This is a genomic window from Streptomyces sp. BK340 (assembly GCF_007827595.1).
Lineage (GTDB): Bacteria > Actinomycetota > Actinomycetes > Streptomycetales > Streptomycetaceae > Streptomyces.
In genome coordinates this window covers 52,115-75,161 of record NZ_VISR01000031.1, presented here as the reverse complement: position 1 = coordinate 75,161, position 23,047 = coordinate 52,115, and the positions used below count along the sequence as shown (strand labels likewise).

The following is a 23,047-nucleotide window of genomic DNA, read 5'->3' as shown; positions in this document are numbered from 1 at the left end:
CGGGTGGCGGGGATGCGTCACCCGGCGGTCTTTGTCGCGTCGGCACCGGGCCGGCCGCGCTGATGGTCACGCACCTGGTGAAGGGCTGCCGGTGGAGCGCGGCGGTGGCGATCGCGCGTGCGGTTGTCGTCCGTCGTGCGGCACGGGATGCTGAGGGAGCACGAAGGGAAGCGGTGTCATGGATCGTTTTCCGAATGCCGCCGACGTAGATTTCCACAGTCCTCTGGACCTCTCCAAAGCCGCCGCCGCAGTACTGGACGCCGAAGGCAACATCTCCGGGTGGGGAGCCTCGGCCCAGCGCCTCCTCGGACACTCGCCCGAGGACGTACTCGGAAAGCCGGCCGGCCGGCTGCTGGCAGCGGGCCCCGGGCAGCGACTGTCCGCTCTCTGCAGGACGCACAAGCCCCGCAGCGCCGTCCTGGACCTCTCCTGCCGGGACGGGCGCACCCTGCGCGCGGCCGTGACGTTCAGCCCGCTCGATCACCTCGGCTTCGCGGCGACCGTCGTGGTCGCGGCCGAGCTGGAGACGCTGCGCGGCTGGGAGGCTCAGCTGGCGATGCTGCAGGGGCTGGCGACCGAGTCCACCGTGGGGCTGACGATCTTCGACACCGACATGCGCGTCGTCTGGGGGAACGTCTCCACCGATCTGGAGCTGGCGGGGATCGCCGACTACATCGGCCGGCCCGCCGCGGATCTCTTTCCCGAGGGCGAGTTCATCTCCCGGCACCACCCCCCGGACGAGGACCAGATCATGGAGCACGTCATGACGACGGGCGAACCGATCATGGGCATGCACTATCGCGGCCGCGCCCCCGCCGACCCGGTGCGCGAGCACGTCTGGTCCTGCTCGTACCACCGGCTGGTGGATGCCCGCGGCGAGCTGCTCGGCCTGTTCGAGGAGTCCCTGGACATCACCGAGCGCTACCGTGCCCAGGAACGGCTGTCGTTGCTGGTGCGGGCGGGAAAGCGCATCGGTGCGTCGCTGGACGTGCGGCGTACGGCCGCGGAGCTCGCCGACGTGGCGGTACCGCAGCTGGCCGACGAAGTGCTGGTGGACCTGCCGCCGGCGGTCATCGAGGGCCGGCAGCCGCCGACGGGCTCGGCACCGGGGCACAGTCTGCTGCGGATGCACGGCAGGACCCCGGAAGAGTTCCGGACCAGTCCCGTCTCCTACCCGCCGTCGTCACCGCAGGCGCAGAGTCTGGGCACCGGCCGCCTCGTCGTCGACGACTCCCCGCCCGAGGCCGCGCGCGGGGAGCGAGCGGCCGCCTCGCACTCCTGCCTCTTCGTGCCGCTGCTCACCCGCAATACGGTCCTGGGCCTCGCCACCTTCCGGCGCACCAGCAACCCCGACCCCTTCGGACCCGAGGAGCAGACGCTCGCCGTGGAACTGGCCGAGCGAGCCGCCGTCGGCATCGACAACGCGCGCCGTTACACCAGCCAGCATGCGGCGGCCCTGGTACTGCAGCGCAGCCTGCTGCCCCAGCACCTGCCCGAGCAGAGCGCGGTCGACGTGGCGTACCGCTACCTGCCTGCCGACAGCCGCGTGGGTGTGGGCGGCGACTGGTTCGACCTGATCCCGCTGTCCGGTGCCAGGGTGGGCCTGACCGTCGGCGACGTGGTGGGGCACGGCATGCACGCGGCCGCGACCATGGGCCGGCTGCGCGCCACCGTGCGGACCCTGGCCCTGCTGGACCTGGACCCGGCCGAACTGCTCACCCGGCTGGACAGCCTGGTCGCGCAGGACGCGGAACCCCACGGGAACGACGGGCTGAGCGACGAGGCGCTCGGGGTGACCTGCCTGTACGCGATCTACAACCCGGTCAGCGGCCGGTGCTCCTGGGCGAGCGCGGGCCATCCCCCGCCGATCGTGGCCGATGCGAGCGGCTCGGTGGCCCTGTCTGCGCTGGCGCCGGGACCGCCCCTGGGCCTGGGCGGCCTGCCGTACGAGAACGTCGATCTGAACTTGTCCAGCGGCAGCGTGGTGGCGTTCTTCACCGACGGCGTCGTGGAGGACCGGCGCACCGACATCGACAGTGGAATCGACCGGCTTGCCCATGTGCTGACCTGGCAACGCTGCCCGCTGGAGGAACTGTGTGACCGGGCGCTGTCGGCCCGGCCGCCCGGACCGCAGGCGGACGATGCCACGTTGCTGCTCGTCCGCACCCGGCGTCTCGACGCCGACCGGGTGGCGGACCTGGAGCTGCCGCCCGACCCGGCCATGGTGGCGCACGCGCGCACGGTCGCCGAGCGCCAGTTGGAGAACTGGGGCCTGTCCGAACTGTCGTTCACCGCCGAACTCGTGGTCAGCGAACTGGTCACCAACAGCATCCGGTACGCCACCGGGCCCGTCATGCTGCGGCTGATCAAGGACCGCTCCCTGCTGTGCGAGGTCTCCGACAACGCGCACACCGCACCCCACCTGCGGCGGGCGCGCCGGGACGACGAGGGCGGCCGCGGCCTGTTCCTCGTCGCCCAGATGTCTCAGCGCTGGGGCACTCGGTACACCTCGTCCGGGAAGACGATCTGGGCCGAACTGGCCATCCCCTAGGTCCTGTCGTCAAATTCCCGTCGTCGCCCGAAGGGCGGCCTCGCGGCGTCTGGTGCGTGCTCTCGGCGTGCCGGGCGGAAGTCCTCGTACTGGACGTACTTGGGCTTTCGCCCGGTGCGGCGAGAGTGCGTGCCAGGCGTCGTGGGGCAGACGGGAATTTGACGACAGGGCCTAGGAGCCCCTGCCGCGGCGGACGCACCGGCCTGACGCACCGGCCCCGGACGCACCCGGGGCGACCCGCCGTCGCTCACCAGTCGTGCACGGTCCCGTCCTGCAGCCTGCTGATGGGCAAGTACGCCTGCTGATAGGGGAAGTGACGTGCCGCTTCGATGTCGAGGTCGACGCCCAGACCCGGCGTGTCGGACGGATGCAGCAGGCCCTGCTCGAACCGGTAGGAGGTGCGGAACACCTCCAGCGTGGGCTCGGAGTGGCGCATGTACTCCTGGATGCCGAAGTTGTGCACGGCCAGGTCCAGATGGAGGGCGGCGGCCATGCCCACCGGGGAGATGTCGGTGGGACCGTGCATCCCGGACCTGACGCCGTAGACGGCCGCGAGGTCGAGCAGCTTCTTCATCGCGGTGACGCCGCCGGTGTGGGTCACCGCGGAGCGCACGTAGTCGATCAGGCGCTCGCTGAGCAACGTGGTGTAGTCGTACACGGAGTTGAAGACCTCGCCGATGGCCAGCGGTGTCGTCGTGTGCTGCCGGATCAGGCGCAGGGCCGCCTGGTCCTCCGCGGGCGTGGCGTCCTCCAGCCAGAACAGGTCGTACGGTTCCAGTGCCTTGCCCAGCCTGGCGGCCTGGATCGGGGTCATCCGGTGGTGTCCGTCGTGCAGCAACGGGAGTTCCGGGCCGAACTCCGCCCGAACGGCCTCGAAGACGCCGGGCAGGTGCCGTAGGTAGGCGCGCGTGTCCCAGGTCTCCACGGTGAGCGGGGACCGGCCGCCGCCGACGGGGCGCGCGGGCTCGTAGTCGTAGCGGTCTCCGCCGCCGGCGCTCGACGCGGCGACGCCGTACACGGAGTCGAAGCCGGGTATCCCGGTCTGTATGCGGATGGCGCGGTAGCCCTGCTCCCGGTGCGCCCGGATGGAGTCGAGCAGTTCGGGCACGTCGCGGCCGGAGGCGTGTCCGTAGGCGAGGGCGCCGGTGCGGGACGCCCCGCCGAGGAGCTGGTAGAGGGGCATCCCCGCGTACTTGGCCTTGATGTCCCACAGCGCGGTGTCCACGGCCGCGATGGCCGCCATGGTCACGGGGCCGCGCCGCCAGTACGCCCCTCGGTAGAGCTGCTGCCAGGTGTCCTCGATGCGGGAGGCGTCGCTCCCGACGAGCAGGGGCACGACATGACTGTCCAGGTAGGAGTGGACGGCCAGCTCGCGGCCGTTGAGCGTGGCGTCGCCCAGGCCGACGACGCCGTCCTCGGTGATGATGCGCAGGGTGACGAAGTTCCGTCCCGGGCTGGTGACGATCACCTCGGCGGACACGATCTGCACGGTGGATCCCCCACTTTCCGGCGGTTCGGTCGTTCCGTTCGGTCGGGCGGTCGTTCCGTTCGGTCGCTCGGTTCGGTCGTTGCTCTCGGAGAGCGCGGCCGTCATGTGCGGTGGCCGCGCCCGGATGACACCCGGGTCAGCGGCCCCGGGTGCGACGGGCCAGCACGGTCTGGACCTCGGCGACGATGCGTTCGACCGGCAGGGTCGCGTCGACGGTCATCCCTGCCTCGTCGTCCTCGAGCGGTTCCAGGTCCTCGAACTGCGAGGACACCAGAGCGGCGGGCATGAAGTGCGACTTCCTGCTCTCCACACGGGTGGTGGCCGTCTCCCGGTCGATCGTCAGGTGCACGAAGAAGGCGTCGGGCCGGGCCACGCGCAGCAACTCGCGGTAGATGCGTCTGAGTGCGGAGCAGGTGATCACCAGTCCCTCCTCCGCACCCGCCGCCCGCATACGGCCCGCGAGGGCGGCCAGCCACGGACTGCGGCTGCGGTCGTCGAGAGGGGTGCGGTTCTCCATCGACCGGACGTTGCGCCGGGGATGGAAGCTGTCCCCCTCCTCGAACGGCACCCTGAGCGAGTCCGCCAGGTAGCGGCCGACGGTGCTCTTGCCGCACCCGCTCACGCCCATGACGACAACGGGCGCGCGCCGGGCGTGGAACAAGCCCGACATGGCCTTCTGGAACCCGGCTCGATGAGCGGGTGGCAGCCCGTTGGTGTTGAACCGGTCCAGGCCCGCCCGCAGTCGGTCGCGCACGCCGGGATCGTGCAGCCGACCGCTGCGGATCTCGGCGAGGAGGGCCTCCGCGAAGGCCTCGGCGGCCGTGGCCAGACCCTGGTCGATGGCGTAGGCCAGCCCCATGTGCAGCCACATGGCGATCGGTTCCGGCCGGGTGGGGTAACTCTGGACGGTGTCGGTGCCGGCGACGGCCCGCGTCGGCGTGATCATCGCCTCCTGGAGAGCGCCGGCCCAGTTCCTGTCGATGCGGTGGTTCAGTGCCATGACGACCGGATAGGAGAGGCGCACGAACAGCTCGTTGCGCGAGCCGGCGAGGAGCGTCCGGTGGAAGGCCGCGTCCACGTCCCTGAAGCGCTGCCGGATCGCCGCGCCCTCACGTGGCTGTGCGAAGTCCGGGTCCTGGCTGAGGGCGAGCAGCGTGCGGGCGTGGCTGGTGAGGTCGTGGCAGATCTCCGCGGACCGGCTCTCGGCGGCCAGTCTGGCCGCCCGGGGCTCGATCACCTCGCGCAGCTCGGTCAGTGACCGCATCTGGCTGTCGGGGGCCACCTCCAGACGCCACGCGATCACGTCGGGGTCCAGCAGGTCCCACCGCTCCAGCGCCTGGACGGTGGCCCCGATCCGGGGCTGCAGATTCACCAGGCCCTTCTGGTGCAGCGACTGCAGGGCCTCGCGGGCCATGGGCCGGGTGACTTCGAACTCCTGCGTGACGGCGTCCACGGTGAGGTGGTGGTCGCGGGGCTTGCCGCCTTCCACGATCTGGCAGCCCAGTTGCTCCACCACCCTCGCGGTGGAGCCCCGTAACGCGTCCTCGGTTCCTTCGGGCGGGTCGGCTTCGGGACCAGTCATGGCGCAGATGCTAGGTCACAGCGGCAGACTGGTCAGCCATCCGGACACCGCCTGAAGAAGCACGGAACGCCCTGGGGGCGCGCGCCGGAGCGCTCCACCCCGTGCCATGCGACTCCGAGACCCGCTGACGAAGCATCAGAGGCCTTCTCTGACCTAGATCACATGAGTAGCGTGGTCACCCATTCGAAAGGTTTCGGTATCGCCCAAGACCGGCCGGAGCGGGTGGATGTGCGCCGTCGCAGGGCCGGAGTCAACGCGCGGCAGCTGACGCAGGGCTGCCTCGTCCCCGTTCTGACGCAGCCGCAGGAGAGCCGTATGCCCGAACCGACCTCGCCCACGCCTCCGCCGGAGCGGCTGTCACTGCGCTGGGCGCTCATATTCCTGGCCGCGGTGGTGGCGGGACTGCTGGCGGGTCTGCTGACGTACGCCCAGTCCCGCAACTGGCCGGCCTCGATCCTGGCGGCGCTCGGCGCGAGCGGCGCGGCCCTGGTGAGTCTTCCGCTGCTGCTGTGAGCCGGGAGTGCGCCGGGCTCCCCGTGTCAGGTGGGAATGCGTACCGTCTCCACCCAGCTCGGGGGCTGTGGTGCGGCGGAGCCGATCAGGGCCGCGATGACGCGGCAGGGCGGGGTCTCGTCGGGCCAGGGGGTGTACCCGTCGGTGAGGACGACGACGATGCTCGGGCGGTCCGGCGTCGCGAGCGCCGCCTCGATGCCCACGCGCATGTCCGTGCCGCCACCACCGCCCAGGGTGATCTGCTCGGTGGCGGCCACCCGGGACACGGCCTGCACGTCGGCGTCGCACGCGAGCACGGTCACACGGTTGCCCCGTACGCCCACCTCGCGCAGGACGCCCGTCACCTCCGCGAGGGCGGCGGCCAGTTCGGCGTCGCCCATCGAACCGGAGGTGTCGATGACGACGGCCACCCGCGGCAACGGCCGGCGCAGGCTCGGCAGGACGACACCGCGCAGCGCCGGGGTGCGGCGCGAGGGGCGGCGGTAGGTGTAGTCGACGGCTCCGCCGGCCCATGCGGCGGCCTCCCGGACCGCGCCGGACAGCGCCCGCCGCCAGTCCACCGTGGGCTCCAGGACCTCCTCGGCCCAGCGCTGCCAGCCCGCGGGCAGGGTGCCACGGGTGCGCTGATGGGCGCGCATCGCCTCGGCGGTCTGCCGCCGCAGGGCCTGCGCCTCGACGTCGCCGAGCCGTGCGGGGCCGGCGGAGTCGGGGAGTTCCCAGGGCGCGGGCCGCCCGTGGGCGCCCGATCCGCAGTCCGGCGCCCGCACATGCGGCGGCAGCCGGTCCAGGTACACCTCGAACAACTGGCCCTCGGGGAGGCCGAAGAGGCGGGGTTCCATGCGCCCCTCGGGCAGCCGCAGGCCGTCGGCGAGCAGGTCGTCGTTGATCTCGCAGTCCTGCGCGACGTTGACACGGTGCCAGTCGCGCTGGGCGGCGGCCGGGAGCCGGTCCGCCCGGCCGTGGTGGTCGCGCAGCAGGTGCGCCGCCTCATGTACCCATACGCCCGCGAGCTCGGGCACCGGCGTCGCGTCGACGAAGGCGGGCGACACGTAGCAGCGCCAGTGCCGGTCCACGCCCATCGTCCGGACCTCTGTGCTCGGGACGACGGTCAGGGCGTACAACGCCGAGGCCAGATAGGGCCGGTCGCTCGCCGCCCGGTAGCGGGCGGCGAGCAGCTTGGTCATGTCCAGGGGGCGGCGGGTCTCCTCCGTCATCCCCACGCTGCTCACCGGCCGGCGCCGGGCAGCGCCCCGGACATCTGCAGCAGGTCCAGGAACCCGTCGATGCCGGGCGGTACGGGCCAGTCGAGGCGCCGCATCGCCGCGAGGTCGGTGGCGGCCCGGGCGGCCACGTCCGGTACGCCCGCGTCGACGGCCTTCGCCAGCACCGCCCAGCCGGCCTCCCACCGGGGCCGGGTGAGGTCGCTCTGGATGGCGGCGACCACCGCGATGAGGAACGCCAGTTGCCGGTCGCCGCGGTCGGGCAGGGCGAAGGCGTCCGGGTCGGCGAGGACCCGGTCGGGGTCGGGCAGATCGAGGTGTTCGAGGTAGGACAGCAGCTCGATGCCCGCGCCGTCCCCGACGGCGCCGGTGAGCGCGGCGGCCAGCGCCTCGCGGCCGGCGCCGGCCGCGTACCCGGCGGCGAGCAGCTTGAGTGCCATCTCCCAGGTACGAGGGGACGGCCAGGACCGCCCGCGGCTCTCGGCGTCGCCGGGGATGTGGTGGACCAGGCCGGGCCGGGCCGTGAGGAAGCCCGAGATCGCACCGCGCGCCCGGGCGACCGCACCGGGGACCTTGCCGGCAGAGACGAGGGGCACGGTCAGCTCCGGCCAGGTGCCGGCCATGCCGCGGGCCACCGTCCGGGGGTCGTGCGTCCATTCGAGGTGGACGAACCGGTTGGCGAGCGGCGGGCTGAGATGCCAGCCGTCCGCCGCGCTGGACGGCGGGTTGGCGGCGGCGACGATGCGCACCGCCTCCGGCAGGACCAGGCTGCCGACCCGTCGTTCGAGCACCACGCGCAGCAGCGCGGCCTGCACGGCCGGCGGTGCGGAGGACAGCTCGTCGAAGAAGAGCAGGCCCTGTCCGGCCCGGGCGAGGCGGACCGCCCAGTCCGGCGGGGCCATCGGGACACCGGTCACGGCGGGGTCGTCACCGACGATCGGCAGCCCGGCGAAGTCGGAGGGCTCGTGCACGCTGGCGATGACCGTCTCCAGCGGCAGGCCGAGCCCGGCGGCGAGCTGCTCCAGGGCGGCCGACTTGCCGATTCCCGGCTCGCCCCACAGCAGCACGGGCTGATTGGCCGTCACGGCGAGCGCCAGCGCCTCCAGCTGCGGGTTCGCGGCGGGCTCGGTCCGTCGTGAGCGCAGCCTGCGGTTGAGTTCGTCCGCGGCCGCCAGCGGGCCGGACGGCGCGGTCGGGACGGTACGGTCGGTGCTCAAGGGGCCGTTTCTTCCTCGTCGTCGGCTTCATCGGCTTCGCCGGCTTCATCGGAGTAGTACTCGTCCTGGTCGTCCATCCACTCGTCCCACCACTCGGCGCCGACGCCCGGATGCTCCTCCTGCACGCGTTCCCGGAGGAAGGCCAGGTCGGGCCGCTTGTACCGGCGGACGAGCTGGGCGAGCGACAACTCGGACTGATCGATCACGTCGAGTCGCGCCCCGGCGGCGACGAGCGCCTCCACCAGCGCCTTCGAACCGAGGTCGTTGACCGCCACGAACAGCGGCGTGCGCTCCCGCCGGTCCCGGGCCTCCAGATCCAGTCCCTCCGCCAGCAGCCGCGGCAGCAGCGTCTCGTGGTCGAGGAGGTTCAGTACGTGCAGCAAGGTGCGGCCGCCGGCGTCGCGCACGCGGGGGTCGACGCCCGCGTCCAGGAGCTCCAGCACGCCGTGAGTGTCACCGTGCTGGGCGCGCAGGAACAGTTCGTGGCGTTGTGCCCGCAGCGCCTTCGGCAGACGGCCCTCTCCGGAGGTCCACGTCTGCTCCACGGCGAAGCATCCGGCGACGGCACCGCCGAAGGCGCGCATGGCTCGTTCGCGCTGCTGTTCCTCGTCGCTGTGCGGCATGTGCAGCAGGCCGCCGGGCCGGAAGGCCACCTCGTGCCATTCCCCTCGGCACCTGACCCGTACGGGTGCGGGCGCCGGTGCCCCTGGCGGGCCGGCCGGGCTGTCCGGGGCCCGGAGGGCGGGGAACAGCGCCTGACGGACGAGCGGATGCAGGTGCTCCGCCGCGACGCCTGCGCTGCGCATCAGGTCCAGGTCGGGGAGCCTGCGCCACAGGGCCTCGGCGAGGATGGGCTCGCCCTTCACGTCGTCCCGGTCGACCGCCCGCGCCAGCAGCCCGCCGGCGTCCACGGGCTCCAGCAGGATGTAGGTCCGCCAGTGCGCGGCGATGAGGAAGCGGTCGCCGACACCCTCGGCCATGTGCCGGCGGACTTCCGGCTCCAGACGGGTGTGGTCGAGCGCGAGCCCGCCGAGGAGCCGCTCCGGATCCGCCTGGTACCAGCCCGACTTCTGCGGGGGTGTCAGGTCCAGCTCGATGCCGGCGGCGGCGAAGGCGGCCTGGATCTCGCCCCTCTGGTGCAGCAGCGTGACCCACTCGGCCCGCGCCGCCGGGTCGCCGTCGCCGGGGTCGGCCGCGGGCAGTTCGTCCGTGCCGCGCGGGGTGGCGTCGGCGTGCAGGAACGGCGGCCTGTCCGAGCCGCCGCACCGTTCGCGCAGCTCGGCGGCGTGCCGCGCGTCCCACAGGTGCCGTGCGTACCGCCAGTCCTGCGTGGTGCGCCCGAAGACGCCCGCGGCCTGTTCGTCCGTCACCGTACTGAACCGCAGGGCGATCCGCTGCGGTCCGTCGATCATCGCGGGAGTGGTGATGTGCAGGTACGGCGTGGCCCGGCGGCCCTCGTCCGCTGCCTTGGGGCGGTAGCGCGCGAGGACGACCGTCGTGTCCGTGGCGAGCGTGGTCCGCCCGCCGAGCACGCGCGGCAGGTGCCAGCGCAGCAGGTCGGGGGCGAAGTGGCGGAGGTCGTCCTCGAGAGCCGCGGCGACCTCGTCGCCGCAGTGGCCGGCGACTTCGGCCGGGTCGAAGGCGACGTCGACGTTCGCCGCGGCGCAGGCGCCGCGCCAGTCACCGGCCAGACGGCGTTCGGTCGCGCGCTCGATCATCCGGCCGGGCACCGCGTACCGGCGGATCCGGCGCCGGCTCGACGCCTCGTCCGCGGGGAAACAACGCAGTTCGCTGTGAGAGCTCAACGGTAGACACTCCCTATCGCGCGCAGGTCGGCGTGCGCCCTGCCGACGGGCCGCAGTCGCTGGGTGAAGGACCGCTTCACCTTGCGGGGCAGGCCGGGCCCCAGACCGACGTACTCCAGGGACGAGTTGTCGGGTACTGCGGCCAGCAGCGTCTTCGCGCCCCGGCCGGTCAGGCCGGTGTGGCACAGCTCCAGCCGGCGCAGTGGGCTGCCCGGCAGGGCGGCGGCCAGCGCGTGGGCGCCCTCGTCGCCGGTGGTGTTGGCGGGGGCGCCGAGGCTGCGTTCCGACGGCGGGCGGCCCAGGTCGAGTGCCTCGATCCCGCCGAGGGAGTCGGCGAGGGCCCGGGCTCCGACGGGGCCGATCCCGTTGCCGCCCAGACCGAGGCGCACCGGTCGTGCGGCGTCGGCCGCGGCGGCGAGGATCGCGGCGCCCTCGTCTCCGAGGTGGTTGGCCGGGAGGTACAGCTCGCGCACACCCGCCTCACGGATCAGCGCCGCCAGCAGCGGGGCCGCGTCGGCGGTCAGGCCGTTGCCGCCGAGGAAGAGGCGTTCGACCGGGCTGGGCCGGTCGGTGAGGGCGTCGAACAGGGCCCGCAGACCGTGGGTGGTGAGACCGGTGTTGACGAGGTCGAGGGTGCGCAGCGTGGTGTTGCGGCGGAGCATCGCGGCGAGCGCGCGGGCGCCCTCGTCGCCCACCGGGTTGCGCTTGAGCCACAGGGCGCGGACGGTGCCGTCCGTCGTCAGCGCGTCGGCGAGCGCGGTGACGCCCTCGGGGCCGATGCGGTTGCAGCCGAGGTAGAGCGTGCGCAGGCCGTGGCCGTCGGCCAGCGCGCCAGCGACCGTGCGGGCCCCCTCGTTGCCGATGGCGTTGGTGCCGAGCAGGACGTGCCCGGCGTGCGCGGAGGCGGCGGCGACGGGCATCAGCCGGGCGGCGCCGACGGCTCCGAGGCCCTGCTTGCACAGGTCGACACGTCCGTCCGCGCGCACCGTGCCGAGTGGGAAGGTCTCGTCGGCCTCGACCCGCCGGGCGGACCGCAGGCGGGCGAGCAGCGGCTCCAGAGCGACGGGATCACTGATCGGGATGTCGGGGTGCTCGATCGCGGGGCAGCGTACGGGCGTCGGCTGCGTCATCACCACTCCACCGGTCCATCGCCGGTGCCCGGCTCGCCGAGGGCGGCATCGCCCTCCGCCCGCCCAGGACGAACCGACGCCAATCGACTTTCCTCCACGACAAGGGCGGCAAGGCTGGTCGGATTCGAACCGACGTCCTCCAGCTTGATGCTTGGGCGCGACGACCTCTGCGCTACAGCCTTGCCGCGGAGATCATAGCGGCTATCGCCTCTGCGTTCGAACCCAGTTGGGTCTCGGACCGGGGCGAAGAAGGAGCACGCCCGCAGGCGCCGAGCGCCCGGCGGCGAACGCCTGCGCATCGCCCTCGCCCACGCGTTGCCGGCCCGCCCCTCGCGGGGCGTTCAGCGTGGTCACACGGCGTTCGCGTTCCTCTCTGCGGCCTCGACGACGTTGGCCAGCAGCATCGCCCGGGTCATGGGTCCCACTCCCCCGGGCATGGGCGCGATCCGTCCGGCGACCTGGGCGGCCTGAGGGTGGACGTCGCCGACGAGCCCGTGCTCGGTGCGGGTGATGCCGACGTCCAGGACTGCCGCGCCGGGGCGCAGCATGTCCGCGGTGATCAGTCCGGGCGAGCCGGCCGCCGCTACGACGATGTCCGCCTCGCGTACGTGCCAGGCCAGGCCCTTGGTCGCGGTGTGGCACAGGGTGACGGTGGCGTTCTCCGAGCGGCGGGTGAGGAGCAGTCCGATCGGCCGCCCGACGGTGATGCCCCGGCCGACCACGCACACGCGCGCTCCGGCCAGCGGGACCTCGTGGCGGCGCAGCAGTTCGACGATGCCGCGCGGGGTGCAGGGCAGTGGGGCGTCGGCGCCGAGGACGAGCCGGCCGAGGTTGACCGGGTGCAGGCCGTCGGCGTCCTTGGCGGGGTCCATGCGCTCCAGCACGGCGCCCGCATCCAGATGGCGCGGGAGCGGCAGTTGGACGATGTAGCCGGTGCAGGCCGGGTCGGCGTTGAGTTCGTCGATGACGTCCTCGACCTGCTGCTGGGTGGCGTCGGCCGGCAGTTCGCGGCGGAGCGAGGCGATACCGGCCTGCGCACAGTCGCGGTGCTTCCCGGCGACGTAGGCGCGGCTGCCGGGGTCGTCCCCGACCAGGACGGTGCCGAGGCCGGGCTGCCGTCCGGTGGCGGCGGTCACCTTGGCCACGCGCTCGGCGAGTTCACGGCGGATGACGGCGGCGGTCGCCCTGCCGTCGAGGAGTTGTGCGGTCACCGGCGGGTCTCCTTCGCCAGGTCAGCCACGGAGGCGGGACATGGTCGGGTCGAACAGGGGCTCCTCGGCGACGGTGGCCTCGATGCGCTGGTCGAAGTAGCCGATCTGCACCGTGGTACCGGGGGTGGCCAGCTCCGCCGGGAGCCAGGCGTAGGCGATGCCCTTGCCGATGGTGTGGCCGTGGGCGGCGCTGGTCACGTAGCCGACGGCGCGGTCCCCGTCGTAGACCGGCTCCTTGCCCATGACCACGGCCCGCGGGTCGTCGATGGTGAGGCAGCTCAGCCTGCGCCGCACGTCGGACTTGCGGCGCTCCAGTGCGGCCTTGCCGACGAAGTCGCCCTTGTCCAGCTTGACGGCGAAGCCGACGCCGGCCTCGTAGGGGTCGTGCTCGTAGGTCATGTCGGTACCGAAGGAGCGGTAGCCCTTCTCCAGGCGGAGGCTGTTGAACGCGCCGCGGCCGGCGATGATGCCGCCGAGCGGCTCGGCCGCCTGCCACAGGGTGTCCCAGAGCTTCGCGCCCTGGTCGGCGGTCGTGTAGAGCTCCCAGCCGAGTTCGCCGACGTAGGACAGCCGCATCGCGGTGACCGGCACCGAGCCGATGTAGGCGCGCTTGGCGCGGAAGTACTTGAGGCCCTCGTCGGAGAAGTCCTCGTCGGTGAGCGGCTGCAGGACCTCGCGGGCGAGCGGGCCCCACAGGCCGATGCAGCAGGTGCCGGGGGTGATGTCGCGGACCTGGACCGTACCGTCGGCGGGCAGGTGGCGGGTGAGCCAGTCGAGGTCCAGGTTGCCGTTGGCTCCCACCTGGAAGAGGTCGCGGGCGAGGCGGGCGACGGTGATGTCACTGCGGATGCCGCCGTCGTGGTCCAGCAGCAAGGTGTACGTCACCGAGCCGACGGACTTGGCGACCTTGCCGGTGACCAGGCTCTCCAGGAAGCCGGCGGCACCGGGGCCGCTGACCTCCAGGCGTTTGAGGGCCGTCATGTCGTACAGGGCGACGGTCTCGCGGGTGACCTGGGCCTCGGCGCCGACGATGGGCGACCAGTAGCGGGCGGCCCAGTCGTTGGGGGTGGGGATGGTGCGGCCTTCGACCAGCCCGGCGTTCGCCTCGTACCACTGGGGGCGCTCCCAGCCGTTCGCCTCCAGGAAGAACGCGCCGTGCTCCTGCTGGCGGGCGTAGAAGGGGCTGGTGCGGATCGGGCGCGGCTTCCCGCTCGGCTGGAGGGGGTGGAGGATGTCGTAGACCTCGACGAAGTTCTGGCAGTCGCGGGCCAGGACGTACTCCGGGGAGAGCTGGTGCGGCTCGAAGCGGTTGACGTCGCACTCGTGCAGGTCGAAGGAGGAGCAGTAGCCGTCGACCAGCCATTCGGCGACGGCCCGGCCGACGCCCGCGGAGTGGGTGACCCACACGGCCTCGGCGACCCAGAAGCCCTGGACGTCCTGGGATTCGCCGAGCAGCGGGAAGCCGTCGGTGGTGAAGGAGAACAGGCCGTTGATGCCCTCCTCGACCTTGGCCTCGCGGGTCGCGGGAAGCAGCGACCGGGTCTCGGTCCAGGCGTCCTCGAAGTCCGCCTCGGTGAACTTCAGGACCGAGGGCATCTGTTCGGCCTCGTCCACGGAGAGGATGTCGTCGGCGGAGACGGGCATGGGACGGTGGCCGTAGTAGCCGATGCCGAGGGCGTCGAAGCGGTCGCGGTAGTAGAGGTCGGCGTCCTGGTGGCGCAGGATCGGGCGCACCGCCTCCTCGGTCTGGCCGGCGAGGGCGGGGATCGGGCCGGTCCAGGCGAGCTGGTGGGCGAGCGGGGTGAGCGGCAGGTTCATCCCGACCATGCGGGCGATCCTCGGTCCCCAGATGCCGGCGCAGCAGACGACGATGTCGGCCGGGATCTCGCCCTGGTCGGTCACCACACCGGTGACGCGGCCCTCGCTCTGCCGCACGTCGAGGACCTCGTGGCGGGCGAGGAAGCGCACACCGCGCTCGGTGGCCCGGCGGATCTGGGCCTCGACGGCGAGGACGGCCTTGGCGAGGCCGTCGGTGGGGACGAGGAGTCCGCCGAGGACCTTCTCGCGGTCGACCAGCGGGTGCTGCTCCACGCACTCGTCGGGGGTCAGCAGGCGCGACTCGATGCCCCAGGAGGCGATCCAGCCCTGGCGGCGCCGCAGTTCGGTGAGGCGCTCGGGGCTGGTGGCCACTTCGAGGCCGCCGACCTGGAGGAAGCAGGGCTTGCCGTCGACGTCGAGTGAGCAGAACTTCTCGACGGTGTAACGCGCCAGTTCGGTCATGGTCTTCGAGGGGTTCGTCTGGAAGACCAGGCCCGGCGCGTGCGAGGAGGATCCTCCCGTGGCCGGGAGGGGGCCCTGGTCGACGACGGTCACCTCGGTCCAGCCGCGTGCGGAGATCTCGTCCGCCAGGGCCGCTCCCACAACACCCGCTCCGATGATGACCACTCGGGGTCCCGCCATCGCCCAACCTCCGAACATTGAGACCGGTGCAGTTGCTTGTTCCGCAACTTGGTTCAGGTTGCGCAACTCAATGTGCCCGTCCCTGAAGGGGGTGTCAAGGGGTCCGTGACGTCGGGGAACGGACCGGAACAGGCCCCTGGACACGGCGATGCCCGGCGGGCGGCGCGCACCTGCACGCACCGCCCGCCGGGCATGTCCGACCCGTCTTCCCGACCCGGTCTACTTGAGCCAGGCGTCCACCTTGTCCTTGTTGGCGTCGACCCACTTCTTCGCCGCCGCGTCGTCGGACATCTTGTCCTGGGCGATGTACTTGGCGACCTCGTTCTGGTCGTCGTTCGTCCAGTTGAAGTTCTTCACCAGGTTGTAGGCGGGGCTGCCGGACTTGGCGAACTTCGCACTGACGATCTTGTTCAGGTCGTACACGGGATAGTCACAGGCGATCTTCTCGGCGACGGCGTCACAGCCCGTCGTGTACTTCGGCAGGGAGACCTTCTTCAGCGGGACCTCGGACAGGAACCACTGCGGCTCGTAGAAGTAGCCGATCACCCACTGCTTGTTCTTCTCGGCGGTGCGGAAGGCCTGGATGAGCGCGGTCTCGCTGCCCGCGTACACCACCTTGAAGTCCAGCTTCAGGTTCTTCACCAGCGCCGCGTCGTTGGTGACGTACGACGGGTCGCCGTCCAGGAGCTGGCCCTTGCCGCCCGACTCGGAGGTCTTGAAGTTGGACGCGTACTTGTCGAGGTTCTTCCAGTCGAGGATGTCGGGGTGCGCCTTGGCCAGCCACGGCGGCACGTACCAGCCGATGATGCCCTTGTTACCGGTCTGGCCGGCGTCGACGGCGGTCTTCTGATCGGTGATGTACTTCTTCTTCAGATCGTCGTGGCCCCAGTTCTCCAGGACGGCGTCGACCTCGCCGGTGCCGAAGCCCTGCCAGGCGATCTCCTCCTTGAGGTTCTTCTTGGTGACCTTGCAGCCGAGGTTGTGCTCGGCCACGTACGCGACGACCGCCGCGTCCGCCTCGTAGCCCACCCACGGGTTGACCGCGAGGTTGAACGTGCCGCACTTGCCGGAGCCGCCCGCGTTGTCCGAACCCGAGGAGGTGTCACCGACCTTCGCGCCCGAACACGCCGTGAGCGTGAGGCCGAGGACGGCCAGGCCGGCCGCGCCGGCTCGCCAGTGTCTTGCCATGGTGTCGTGCTCCTTAAGCGCTCGCGCGTCGCGCCGCTGCCTGAGTGATCCGGTCGAACATGACTCCGAGCAGTACGATGGCGAGTCCCGCCGCCAGCCCCTTGCCGTACAGCTCTCCCTGCGAGAATCCGGCCACGACGTCGTAGCCGAGGGCGCCCGCGCCTACCAGGCCGCCCACCACAACCATCGACAGCACGTAGATCAGCCCCTGGTTGGTCGCGAGCGTCAGGGCACTGCGTGACATCGGCAGTTGAACCTTGGTGATGATCTGCCAGGTGTTGCACCCGGCGGAGGTGGCCGCCTCCACGGTGGTCTCGGGCACGGCCCGGATCCCGTCCGCGATGATCTTCATGGCGACGGGCGCCCCGTAGACGACCGCGGCGACGATGGCCGTGAAACGGCTGGCACCGAACAGCGCGAGGAACGGCACCAGATAGACGAACGGCGGCATGACCTGGGCCGCGTCCAGGCTGGGCCGGATCAGCCGGTCCACCATCACGCTGCGCCCCATCCACACGCCGAAGACGATGCCGAGCACCATCACCAGCACCGTCGCGACGAGTGTCGAGGCCAGCGTGGTCATGGCGTCCGACCACAGACCGGTGCCGACCAGCAGGCCCACGCACACGGCCGTGGTGATCCCGGCCTTCCATCCGCCGAGCACCACGCCGAGCGCGACCAGCACCGCGCCGACGAGCCACCACGGAGAGTCCGTGAGCAGCGTCTGGAACGGGTTGAGCAGGCCGTTGGTGATGACGTCGCGGATGGCGTTGGTCAGGCCCGACAGATGGTCCTGCGCCCAGTTGGTCGCGGTGTCCGCCGCGCTCGCGATGTGGCTGCCGACGGTGCCGTCACCGGGGAAGTCGGCCGCCCACACGTAGGTGTGCGAGAGGTAGACCAGGACCACCGCGACCGCCGCGCCGGCGCCCAGCAGCGGCCGCCGCCACTTGGCGAAGCTGTGCTCGGTGTTCCGTGCGTTCTCCTCGCGTGCGGCGGCCGCGGTCGTGACCCGGTCCAGGACGATCGCCATGACGACGATGGCGAGTCCGGCGTTGAAGGCCGTGCCCACGTCGAGCGACTGCAGCGCCTGGATCACGACCGGGCCGAGGCCGGGCGCGTTGATCAGTGCCGCGATGGTCACCATGGCCAGGGCGGCCATGATGGTCTGGTTGACGCCCATCACCACGGTCCGCTTGGACATCGGCAGCAGGACCTTCTGCAGCGACTGGCGGCGCGTGGCGCCCAGCGAGTCGGCCGCCTCGACCGTCGTCGCCGGCACGTTCCGGATGGCGTGCGCGGTGATGCGGATCGCCGGCGGAGCCGCGTAGATGACGGTGGCGATGGTGGCGGAGGCCCCGCCGATGAGAAAGAACAGGGTCAGCGGTGCCAGGTAGACGAAGGTCGGCATCGTCTGCATGAAGTCCAGGAAAGGCGTCATGATCCGGTTGAAGCGGTCGGACAGCCCCGCCCACACACCCAGCGGGATCGCGAACAGCAGCGCGACGAAGACCGCGGAGAGGGTCAGCGCCAGGGTGTCCATGCTCGGCTGCCACAGGCCCTGCAGACCCATGAAGGTGAAGCCGGCCACGGCCAGCAGCGCGACCCGCCAGTTGCCCACGGCCCAGGAGACGTAGCCGGCGAGACCGACGACGCCGAGCCAGCCGATCTGCGGGACCGGGCGGGCGCCGGACGGCTGTGAGATCAGGTGCTGGACGAAGGTCACCAGGTTGTCGATGACCAGCCGGATCTCGTTGAAGAAGTACAGGAAGAGCGGGTTGGAGTTGCGGTTGGCGCCGATGGAGTCGTTGAGGTCGTTGAGCCACCGGTGCAGGTCGGTGAGGTCGGCCGCCGCCAGGGACAGGGTCTCCTTGCCGCGCAGCACGGCGAACAGCACCAGCCAGACGACCACGATCGCACCGGCCATCACAGGCCGGCCGACCTTGCGTGTTCCTCTGGCGGCAGCGGCCGGCTCTGCCGTCGCCGTCTTCTCGGGCTTCTCGGGTTTCTCGATGGCGACGGTCATCACGCGCCGCCTTCCCGCCCGGCGACCACGGAGAGGATCTCCTCGTCGCCGACGATGCCGAGCAGCTTGCCGTTCTCGACGACCTTGACCGGCCGGTCGGCCGCGAGGACGGCGCGGGTGGCCTCGCGCACCACGACGTCCGGCCCCAACTCGGGTCCGTCCAGGGCGTCGTCGGGCTCGGCCGGGCGCATGATCCAGCGCAGGGTGAGCACATCGCCGCGCGGTACGTCCTTGACGAACTCGCGCACGTAGTCGTCGGCGGGGGCGCCCACCAGCTCGTCACCGGTGCCGCACTGGACCATCTTGCCGTCGCGCATGATCAGGATACGGTCGCCCAGCTTGAGCGCCTCGGAGAGGTCGTGGGTGATGAACACCATGGTCTTGCCGACCTCGTGGTGCAGCCGGATGACCTCGTTCTGCATGTCGCGGCGGATCAGCGGGTCGAGCGCGGAGAACGGCTCGTCGAAGAAGAGCACGTCCGGATCGCCGGCCAGAGCCCGGGCGAGGCCGACGCGCTGCTGCATACCGCCGGAGAGCTGGTCGGGGTAGGAGTTCTCGTAGCCGGCGAGGCCCACCAGTTCGACGACCTCCAGGGCCCGCCGGGTGCGTTCGGCCCTGCTCATCCCGCGGATCTCCAGCCCGAAGGCCACGTTGTCGACCACCCGGCGGTGGGGCAGCAGCCCGAAGTGCTGGAAGACCATGGAGAACTTGCGGCGGCGCAGCTCGCGCAGGCGCTTGTCGTCCGCCTCGCGGATGTCCTGGCCCTCGAAGACGACCTCACCGGCGGTGGGTTCGATCAGCCGGGTCAGACATCGCACCAGCGTGGACTTGCCGGAGCCGGACAGACCCATGACGACGAAGACCTCGCCCGGCGCCACCTCGAAGTTCACGTCGCGCACGGCGGCTGTGCATCCCGTGCGATCCATGAGCTCACGGCGGGAGAGACCGCACAGCTCCTCTGAGCCCGGCACCCGGTCGGCCTTCGGCCCGAACACCTTCCACAGATTGCGCACGGAGATGACCGGAGTGGCGTCCGAGTCCTGGGGTGTGCCGCGCCGCTGCGGCACCTCGGTCTGTGTTGGGGTCACGATCGACCTCTTTTCGGCGTTCAGCCGCGGAACCAGTGCTGCGGCCGGGGTTGGATGTTCTGCCAGATGTGTTTGGGCTCTCGGTACTCGTTCAGGCCGGTCGGCCCCAGCTCCCGGCCCACGCCCGAGTGCCCGAAGCCACCCCATTCCGCTTGCGGCACGTAGGGGTGGTAGTCGTTGATCCACACCGTGCCGTGGCGCAGCCGCCGGGCGACCCGCTGGGCCTTTCCGGCGTCCTGGGTCCACACGGCTCCGGCGAGTCCGTACTCGGTGTCGTTGGCGATGCGTACGGCGTCGTCCTCGTCGGTGAAGCGCTCGACCGTGAGGACGGGACCGAAGGACTCCTCGTGCACCACGCGCATGTCCTGCCGGCACTCGTCGAGGACGGTCGGCGGGTAGTAGTGGCCGTTCGCGAGGGCGGGGTCGGCGGGCCGCTGCCCGCCGCAGCGCAGCACGGCACCCTCGGCGACGCCGGCCGCCACGTACGCCTCGACCTTGTCCCGGTGCTGGGCGGAGATCAGCGCGCCGGTCTCGGCCTCGGGGTCGAAGGGTCCGCCGAGACGGATGCGCCGGGCGCGGCGGACGACCTCGTCGACCAGGCGGTCGTGCAGGGAGTCCTCGACGATCAGGCGGGCACCGGCCGAGCAGACCTGCCCGGAGTGCAGAAAGACGGCCGTGAGGGCGAAGTCCACGGCCGTCTCGAAGTCGGCGTCGGCGAAGATCACGTTGGGGTTCTTGCCACCGAGTTCGAGCGCCACCTTCTTCACCGTGGTGGCGGCGGCGGCCATGATCCGTCTGCCGGTCTCCAGGCCGCCGGTGAAGGAGACCATGTCGACGGCGGGGTGCTCGGAGAGCGGGGCACCGGCCTCGGGCCCGGCGCCCAGGACGAGGTTGGCGGCACCGGGCGGGAGCCCGGCCTCCTCCAGCGACTTCATCAGCAGGACGGAGCTGGAGGGGGTGAGCTCGCTCGGTTTGAGGACGATCGTGTTGCCGGCCAGGAGCGCCGGAGCGACCTTCCAACTGGCCTGCAGCAGCGGGTAGTTCCACGGGGTGATCAGTCCGCACACACCGACGGGTTCGTAGACCACACGGCTGACGGCGTCGTCGCGGCCGGTGTCGATCACCCGGCCGGCGTCGGTACCGGCGAGCCCGCCGTAGTAGCGGAAGCAGGAGACGACGTCGGCGATGTCGTACTCGCTCTCCACCAGCCGCTTGCCGGTGTCCAGCGACTCGGCCCGGGCGAACTCCTTGGCGTCGCGCTCGATCAGGTCGGCGGTGCGCAGCAGCAGTGCGCCGCGCTCGCGCTCGGGGGTACGCGGCCAGGGGCCGTCGTCGAAGGCGCGCCGGGCCGCGGCGATCGCCGCCTCGGTGTCGGGGCGGGTCGCCTCCGAGACCGTCGCGACCGGCGTACCGTCCGCCGGACAGCGGATCTCCCGGAGGCCGCCCGCCACCGCGGTGCGCCATTCTCCGTCCACATACAGATCTGCCACTGCCGCGCCCTTCGAAAATTCGTTGCGCATTGTGCACTGTATTGCTTGTGGTGGAACACCCTGGCCGAATGTACGGACACCCGTCAAGGGGTCTGCATGTCCCGATTCGGCCACCTGAGCGGCACTCCACCAGGGGTGTCGGCCCACACGGCCGGTCCAGCACCTTACGGCGCCGGCGCTACGTCTCGGCGATCCGGTCGGAGCTGAACAGGCGCAGTCCGGCCACTCCCGCCGACGGGCTCCGCCGTACGGACCGTCCGGTGGGTCGGCGTCGCCCACCGGCACGAACGGGTCGTCGGCTCCCGCAGCCCGCAGCCGCCCGGTGCGGCCGAGCGCCGGCTCCGGGCCCCGCGGGCGAGCAGTGCCCGCGGGGCCCGGGCGCCCACCGGCTACCCGGCCTGCTTCTGGGCGTCGCGGTGCCGGTAGTACGCGGCCTTGGACGGCGCCAGCGGCTCCTTGCCGAGGATGAGGTCGGCCGCCTTCTCGGCGATCATCATCACCGGCGCGTAGATGTTGCCGTTGGTGACGTACGGCATCACCGAGGCGTCCACCACGCGCAGCCCGTCGAGACCGTGCACCCGCATGCTCTGCGGGTCGACGACGGACATCTCGTCGGTGCCCATCTTGCAGGTGCAGGAGGGGTGCAGGGCGGTCTCGCCGTCCCTGGCGACCCAGGCGAGGATCTCCTCGTCCGTCTCCACGGACGGGCCGGGCGAGATCTCCCCGTCGTTGTAGGGGGCGAGTGCGGGCTGGTTGAGGAGCCTGCGGGCCACCCGGATCGCTTCGACCCATTCGCGGCGGTCCTGCTCGGTGGAGAGGTAGTTGAAGCGCAGCGCCGGGTGTTCGTGCGGATCCTTGCTCTTGATCTTCACCGAGCCGAGCGCGTCGGAGTACATGGGGCCCACGTGGACCTGGTAGCCATGGCCGCCGGCCGGTACGGAGCCGTCGTAGCGGACCGCGATGGGCAGGAAGTGGAACATCAGGTTGGGGTAGTCCACGTCCTCGTTGCTGCGGCAGAAGCCGCCGGCCTCGAAGTGGTTGGTGGCCGCCGGCCCCTTGCGCAGGAGCCACTGCAGGCCGATGAAGGGGGCCCGCCACTTCGCCAGGTACGGCTGCATGGAGACGGGCTGTTTGCAGGCGTACTGGATGTACACCTCGAGGTGGTCCTGCATGTTCTCGCCGACGCCCGGCAGATCGTGGACGACGTCGATGCCGAGGGCGCGCAGTTCCTCGGCGTTGCCGACGCCGGAGAGCTGCAGCAGCTGCGGGGAGTTGATCGCGCCGCCGCAGAGGATGACCTCCTTGGCCCGGACCTGCTGGAGGGCACCCCTGCCACGCTGGAACTCGACCCCCACGGCCTTCTTGCCCTCGAAGAGGACGCGGGTGACGAGGGCGCGCGTCTTCACGGTGAGGTTGGGACGCCTCCTGGCGGGCTTGAGATACGCCTTGGACGCCGAAAGGCGCCGGCCGCGGTGGACATTGCGGTCGAACTTGGCGAAACCTTCCTGCCGATAGCCGTTGACATCGTCCGTGGGCGCGTAGCCCGCCTCCTGGGTGGCCTCGAGGAAGGCGGAGAAGAGCGGGTTGGTGGCCGGGCCGCGCTCCAGGACGAGGGGGCCGTCATGGCCGCGGAACTCGTCGTCCGGGTCGGCCGCCAGACAGTTCTCCATGCGGCGGAAGTACGGCAGACAGTGGGCGTAGTCCCAGGTCTCCATGCCGGGGTCGGCCGCCCAGCGCTCGTAGTCCATCGGGTTGCCACGCTGGAAGATCATGCCGTTGATGCTGCTGGAGCCGCCGAGCACCTTGCCGCGCGCGTGGTAGACGCGCCGGCCGCCCATGTGGGGCTCGGGCTCGGACTCGTACTTCCAGTCGTAGAAACGGCTGCCGATGGGATAGGTCAGCGCCGCGGGCATGTGGATGAACACGTCCCAGGGATAGTCGGGGCGGCCCGCCTCCAGCACGAGCACCCGGTTCCCGGGCTCGGCCGAGAGCCGGTTCGCAAGTGCGCTGCCGGCCGATCCACCGCCGACGATGACGAAGTCGTAGTGCAGGAGAGCCATGGTGCCTCGTCTCGCTCGCG

Annotated in this window: 15 protein-coding genes; 2 read left to right on the top strand and 13 right to left on the bottom strand. The window is 71.5% G+C overall.

All coding sequences use genetic code 11. The features are described 5' to 3' along the window. Positions 1–178 precede the first annotated feature (178 nt). On the top strand, positions 179–2,551 hold the full coding sequence (locus tag FB157_RS38710; protein WP_145885414.1) for a SpoIIE family protein phosphatase: 2,373 nt from the start codon (positions 179–181) through the stop codon (positions 2,549–2,551). A 247-nt stretch (positions 2,552–2,798) separates the two neighbouring features. Here the strand turns inward: FB157_RS38710 and manD are convergent, their stop codons facing one another. Beyond that, entirely contained in the window at positions 2,799–4,040 is a 1,242-nt protein-coding gene (gene manD / locus FB157_RS38700; protein ID WP_145885413.1) for a D-mannonate dehydratase ManD, read from the bottom strand. Positions 4,041–4,176: 136 nt separating this feature from the next. Then, positions 4,177–5,622: a gluconokinase, GntK/IdnK-type gene (locus FB157_RS38695; RefSeq protein WP_145885412.1), complete on the bottom strand. Its 1,446-nt coding sequence runs from the start codon at positions 5,620–5,622 to the stop codon at positions 4,177–4,179. A 315-nt stretch (positions 5,623–5,937) separates the two neighbouring features. Between FB157_RS38695 and FB157_RS38690 the strand changes: the two genes are divergently transcribed. After that, positions 5,938–6,135 (top strand): hypothetical protein, encoded by a 198-nt coding sequence (locus FB157_RS38690; protein ID WP_145885411.1) that lies wholly within the window; start codon positions 5,938–5,940, stop codon positions 6,133–6,135. Positions 6,136–6,161: 26 nt separating this feature from the next. Here FB157_RS38690 and FB157_RS38685 read toward each other — a convergent pair whose 3' ends face one another. From FB157_RS38685 to betA, 11 genes are all read right to left on the bottom strand, one after another. Next, positions 6,162–7,349 carry a DUF2201 family putative metallopeptidase gene (locus tag FB157_RS38685; RefSeq protein WP_145885410.1) on the bottom strand — a complete coding sequence of 396 codons (1,188 nt, stop codon included), beginning with the start codon at positions 7,347–7,349 and terminating at the stop codon, positions 6,162–6,164. Between the two features lie 11 nt (positions 7,350–7,360). After that, positions 7,361–8,572 carry an AAA family ATPase gene (locus tag FB157_RS38680; protein WP_145885409.1) on the bottom strand — a complete coding sequence of 404 codons (1,212 nt, stop codon included), beginning with the start codon at positions 8,570–8,572 and terminating at the stop codon, positions 7,361–7,363. After that, positions 8,569–10,377, bottom strand: coding sequence for an ankyrin repeat domain-containing protein (locus FB157_RS38675; protein ID WP_145885408.1), 1,809 nt, complete (start codon positions 10,375–10,377; stop codon positions 8,569–8,571). Before FB157_RS38675 ends, FB157_RS38680 begins: the two co-directional genes overlap by 4 nt. Further along, positions 10,374–11,507: a gala protein gene (locus FB157_RS38670; RefSeq protein ID WP_145885407.1), complete on the bottom strand. Its 1,134-nt coding sequence runs from the start codon at positions 11,505–11,507 to the stop codon at positions 10,374–10,376. The genes FB157_RS38675 and FB157_RS38670 overlap by 4 nt, the downstream gene beginning before the upstream one ends. A gap of 350 nt (positions 11,508–11,857) precedes the next feature. Further along, positions 11,858–12,718, bottom strand: coding sequence for a bifunctional methylenetetrahydrofolate dehydrogenase/methenyltetrahydrofolate cyclohydrolase (locus tag FB157_RS38660; RefSeq protein WP_145885406.1), 861 nt, complete (start codon positions 12,716–12,718; stop codon positions 11,858–11,860). 21 nt (positions 12,719–12,739) lie between these two features. Further along, positions 12,740–15,178, bottom strand: coding sequence for an FAD-dependent oxidoreductase (locus FB157_RS38655; protein ID WP_145885405.1), 2,439 nt, complete (start codon positions 15,176–15,178; stop codon positions 12,740–12,742). 219 nt (positions 15,179–15,397) lie between these two features. Then, positions 15,398–16,366, bottom strand: a complete 969-nt coding sequence (locus FB157_RS38650; protein ID WP_145885404.1) for an ABC transporter substrate-binding protein — start codon at positions 16,364–16,366, stop codon at positions 15,398–15,400. Between the two features lie 13 nt (positions 16,367–16,379). Continuing rightward, entirely contained in the window at positions 16,380–18,389 is a 2,010-nt protein-coding gene (locus FB157_RS38645; protein ID WP_145885403.1) for a proline/glycine betaine ABC transporter permease, read from the bottom strand. Then, a complete protein-coding gene (locus FB157_RS38640) occupies positions 18,389–19,477 on the bottom strand; it encodes a glycine betaine/L-proline ABC transporter ATP-binding protein (RefSeq protein ID WP_145885402.1) in 1,089 nt (362 codons plus the stop codon). The genes FB157_RS38645 and FB157_RS38640 overlap by 1 nt, the downstream gene beginning before the upstream one ends. Before the next feature lie 20 nt (positions 19,478–19,497). Then, on the bottom strand, positions 19,498–20,967 hold the full coding sequence (locus tag FB157_RS38635) for an aldehyde dehydrogenase family protein (protein WP_145885401.1): 1,470 nt from the start codon (positions 20,965–20,967) through the stop codon (positions 19,498–19,500). Positions 20,968–21,356: 389 nt separating this feature from the next. Continuing rightward, positions 21,357–23,027: a choline dehydrogenase gene (gene betA, locus FB157_RS38630; protein ID WP_145885400.1), complete on the bottom strand. Its 1,671-nt coding sequence runs from the start codon at positions 23,025–23,027 to the stop codon at positions 21,357–21,359. Between the last annotated feature and the right edge of the window lie 20 nt (positions 23,028–23,047).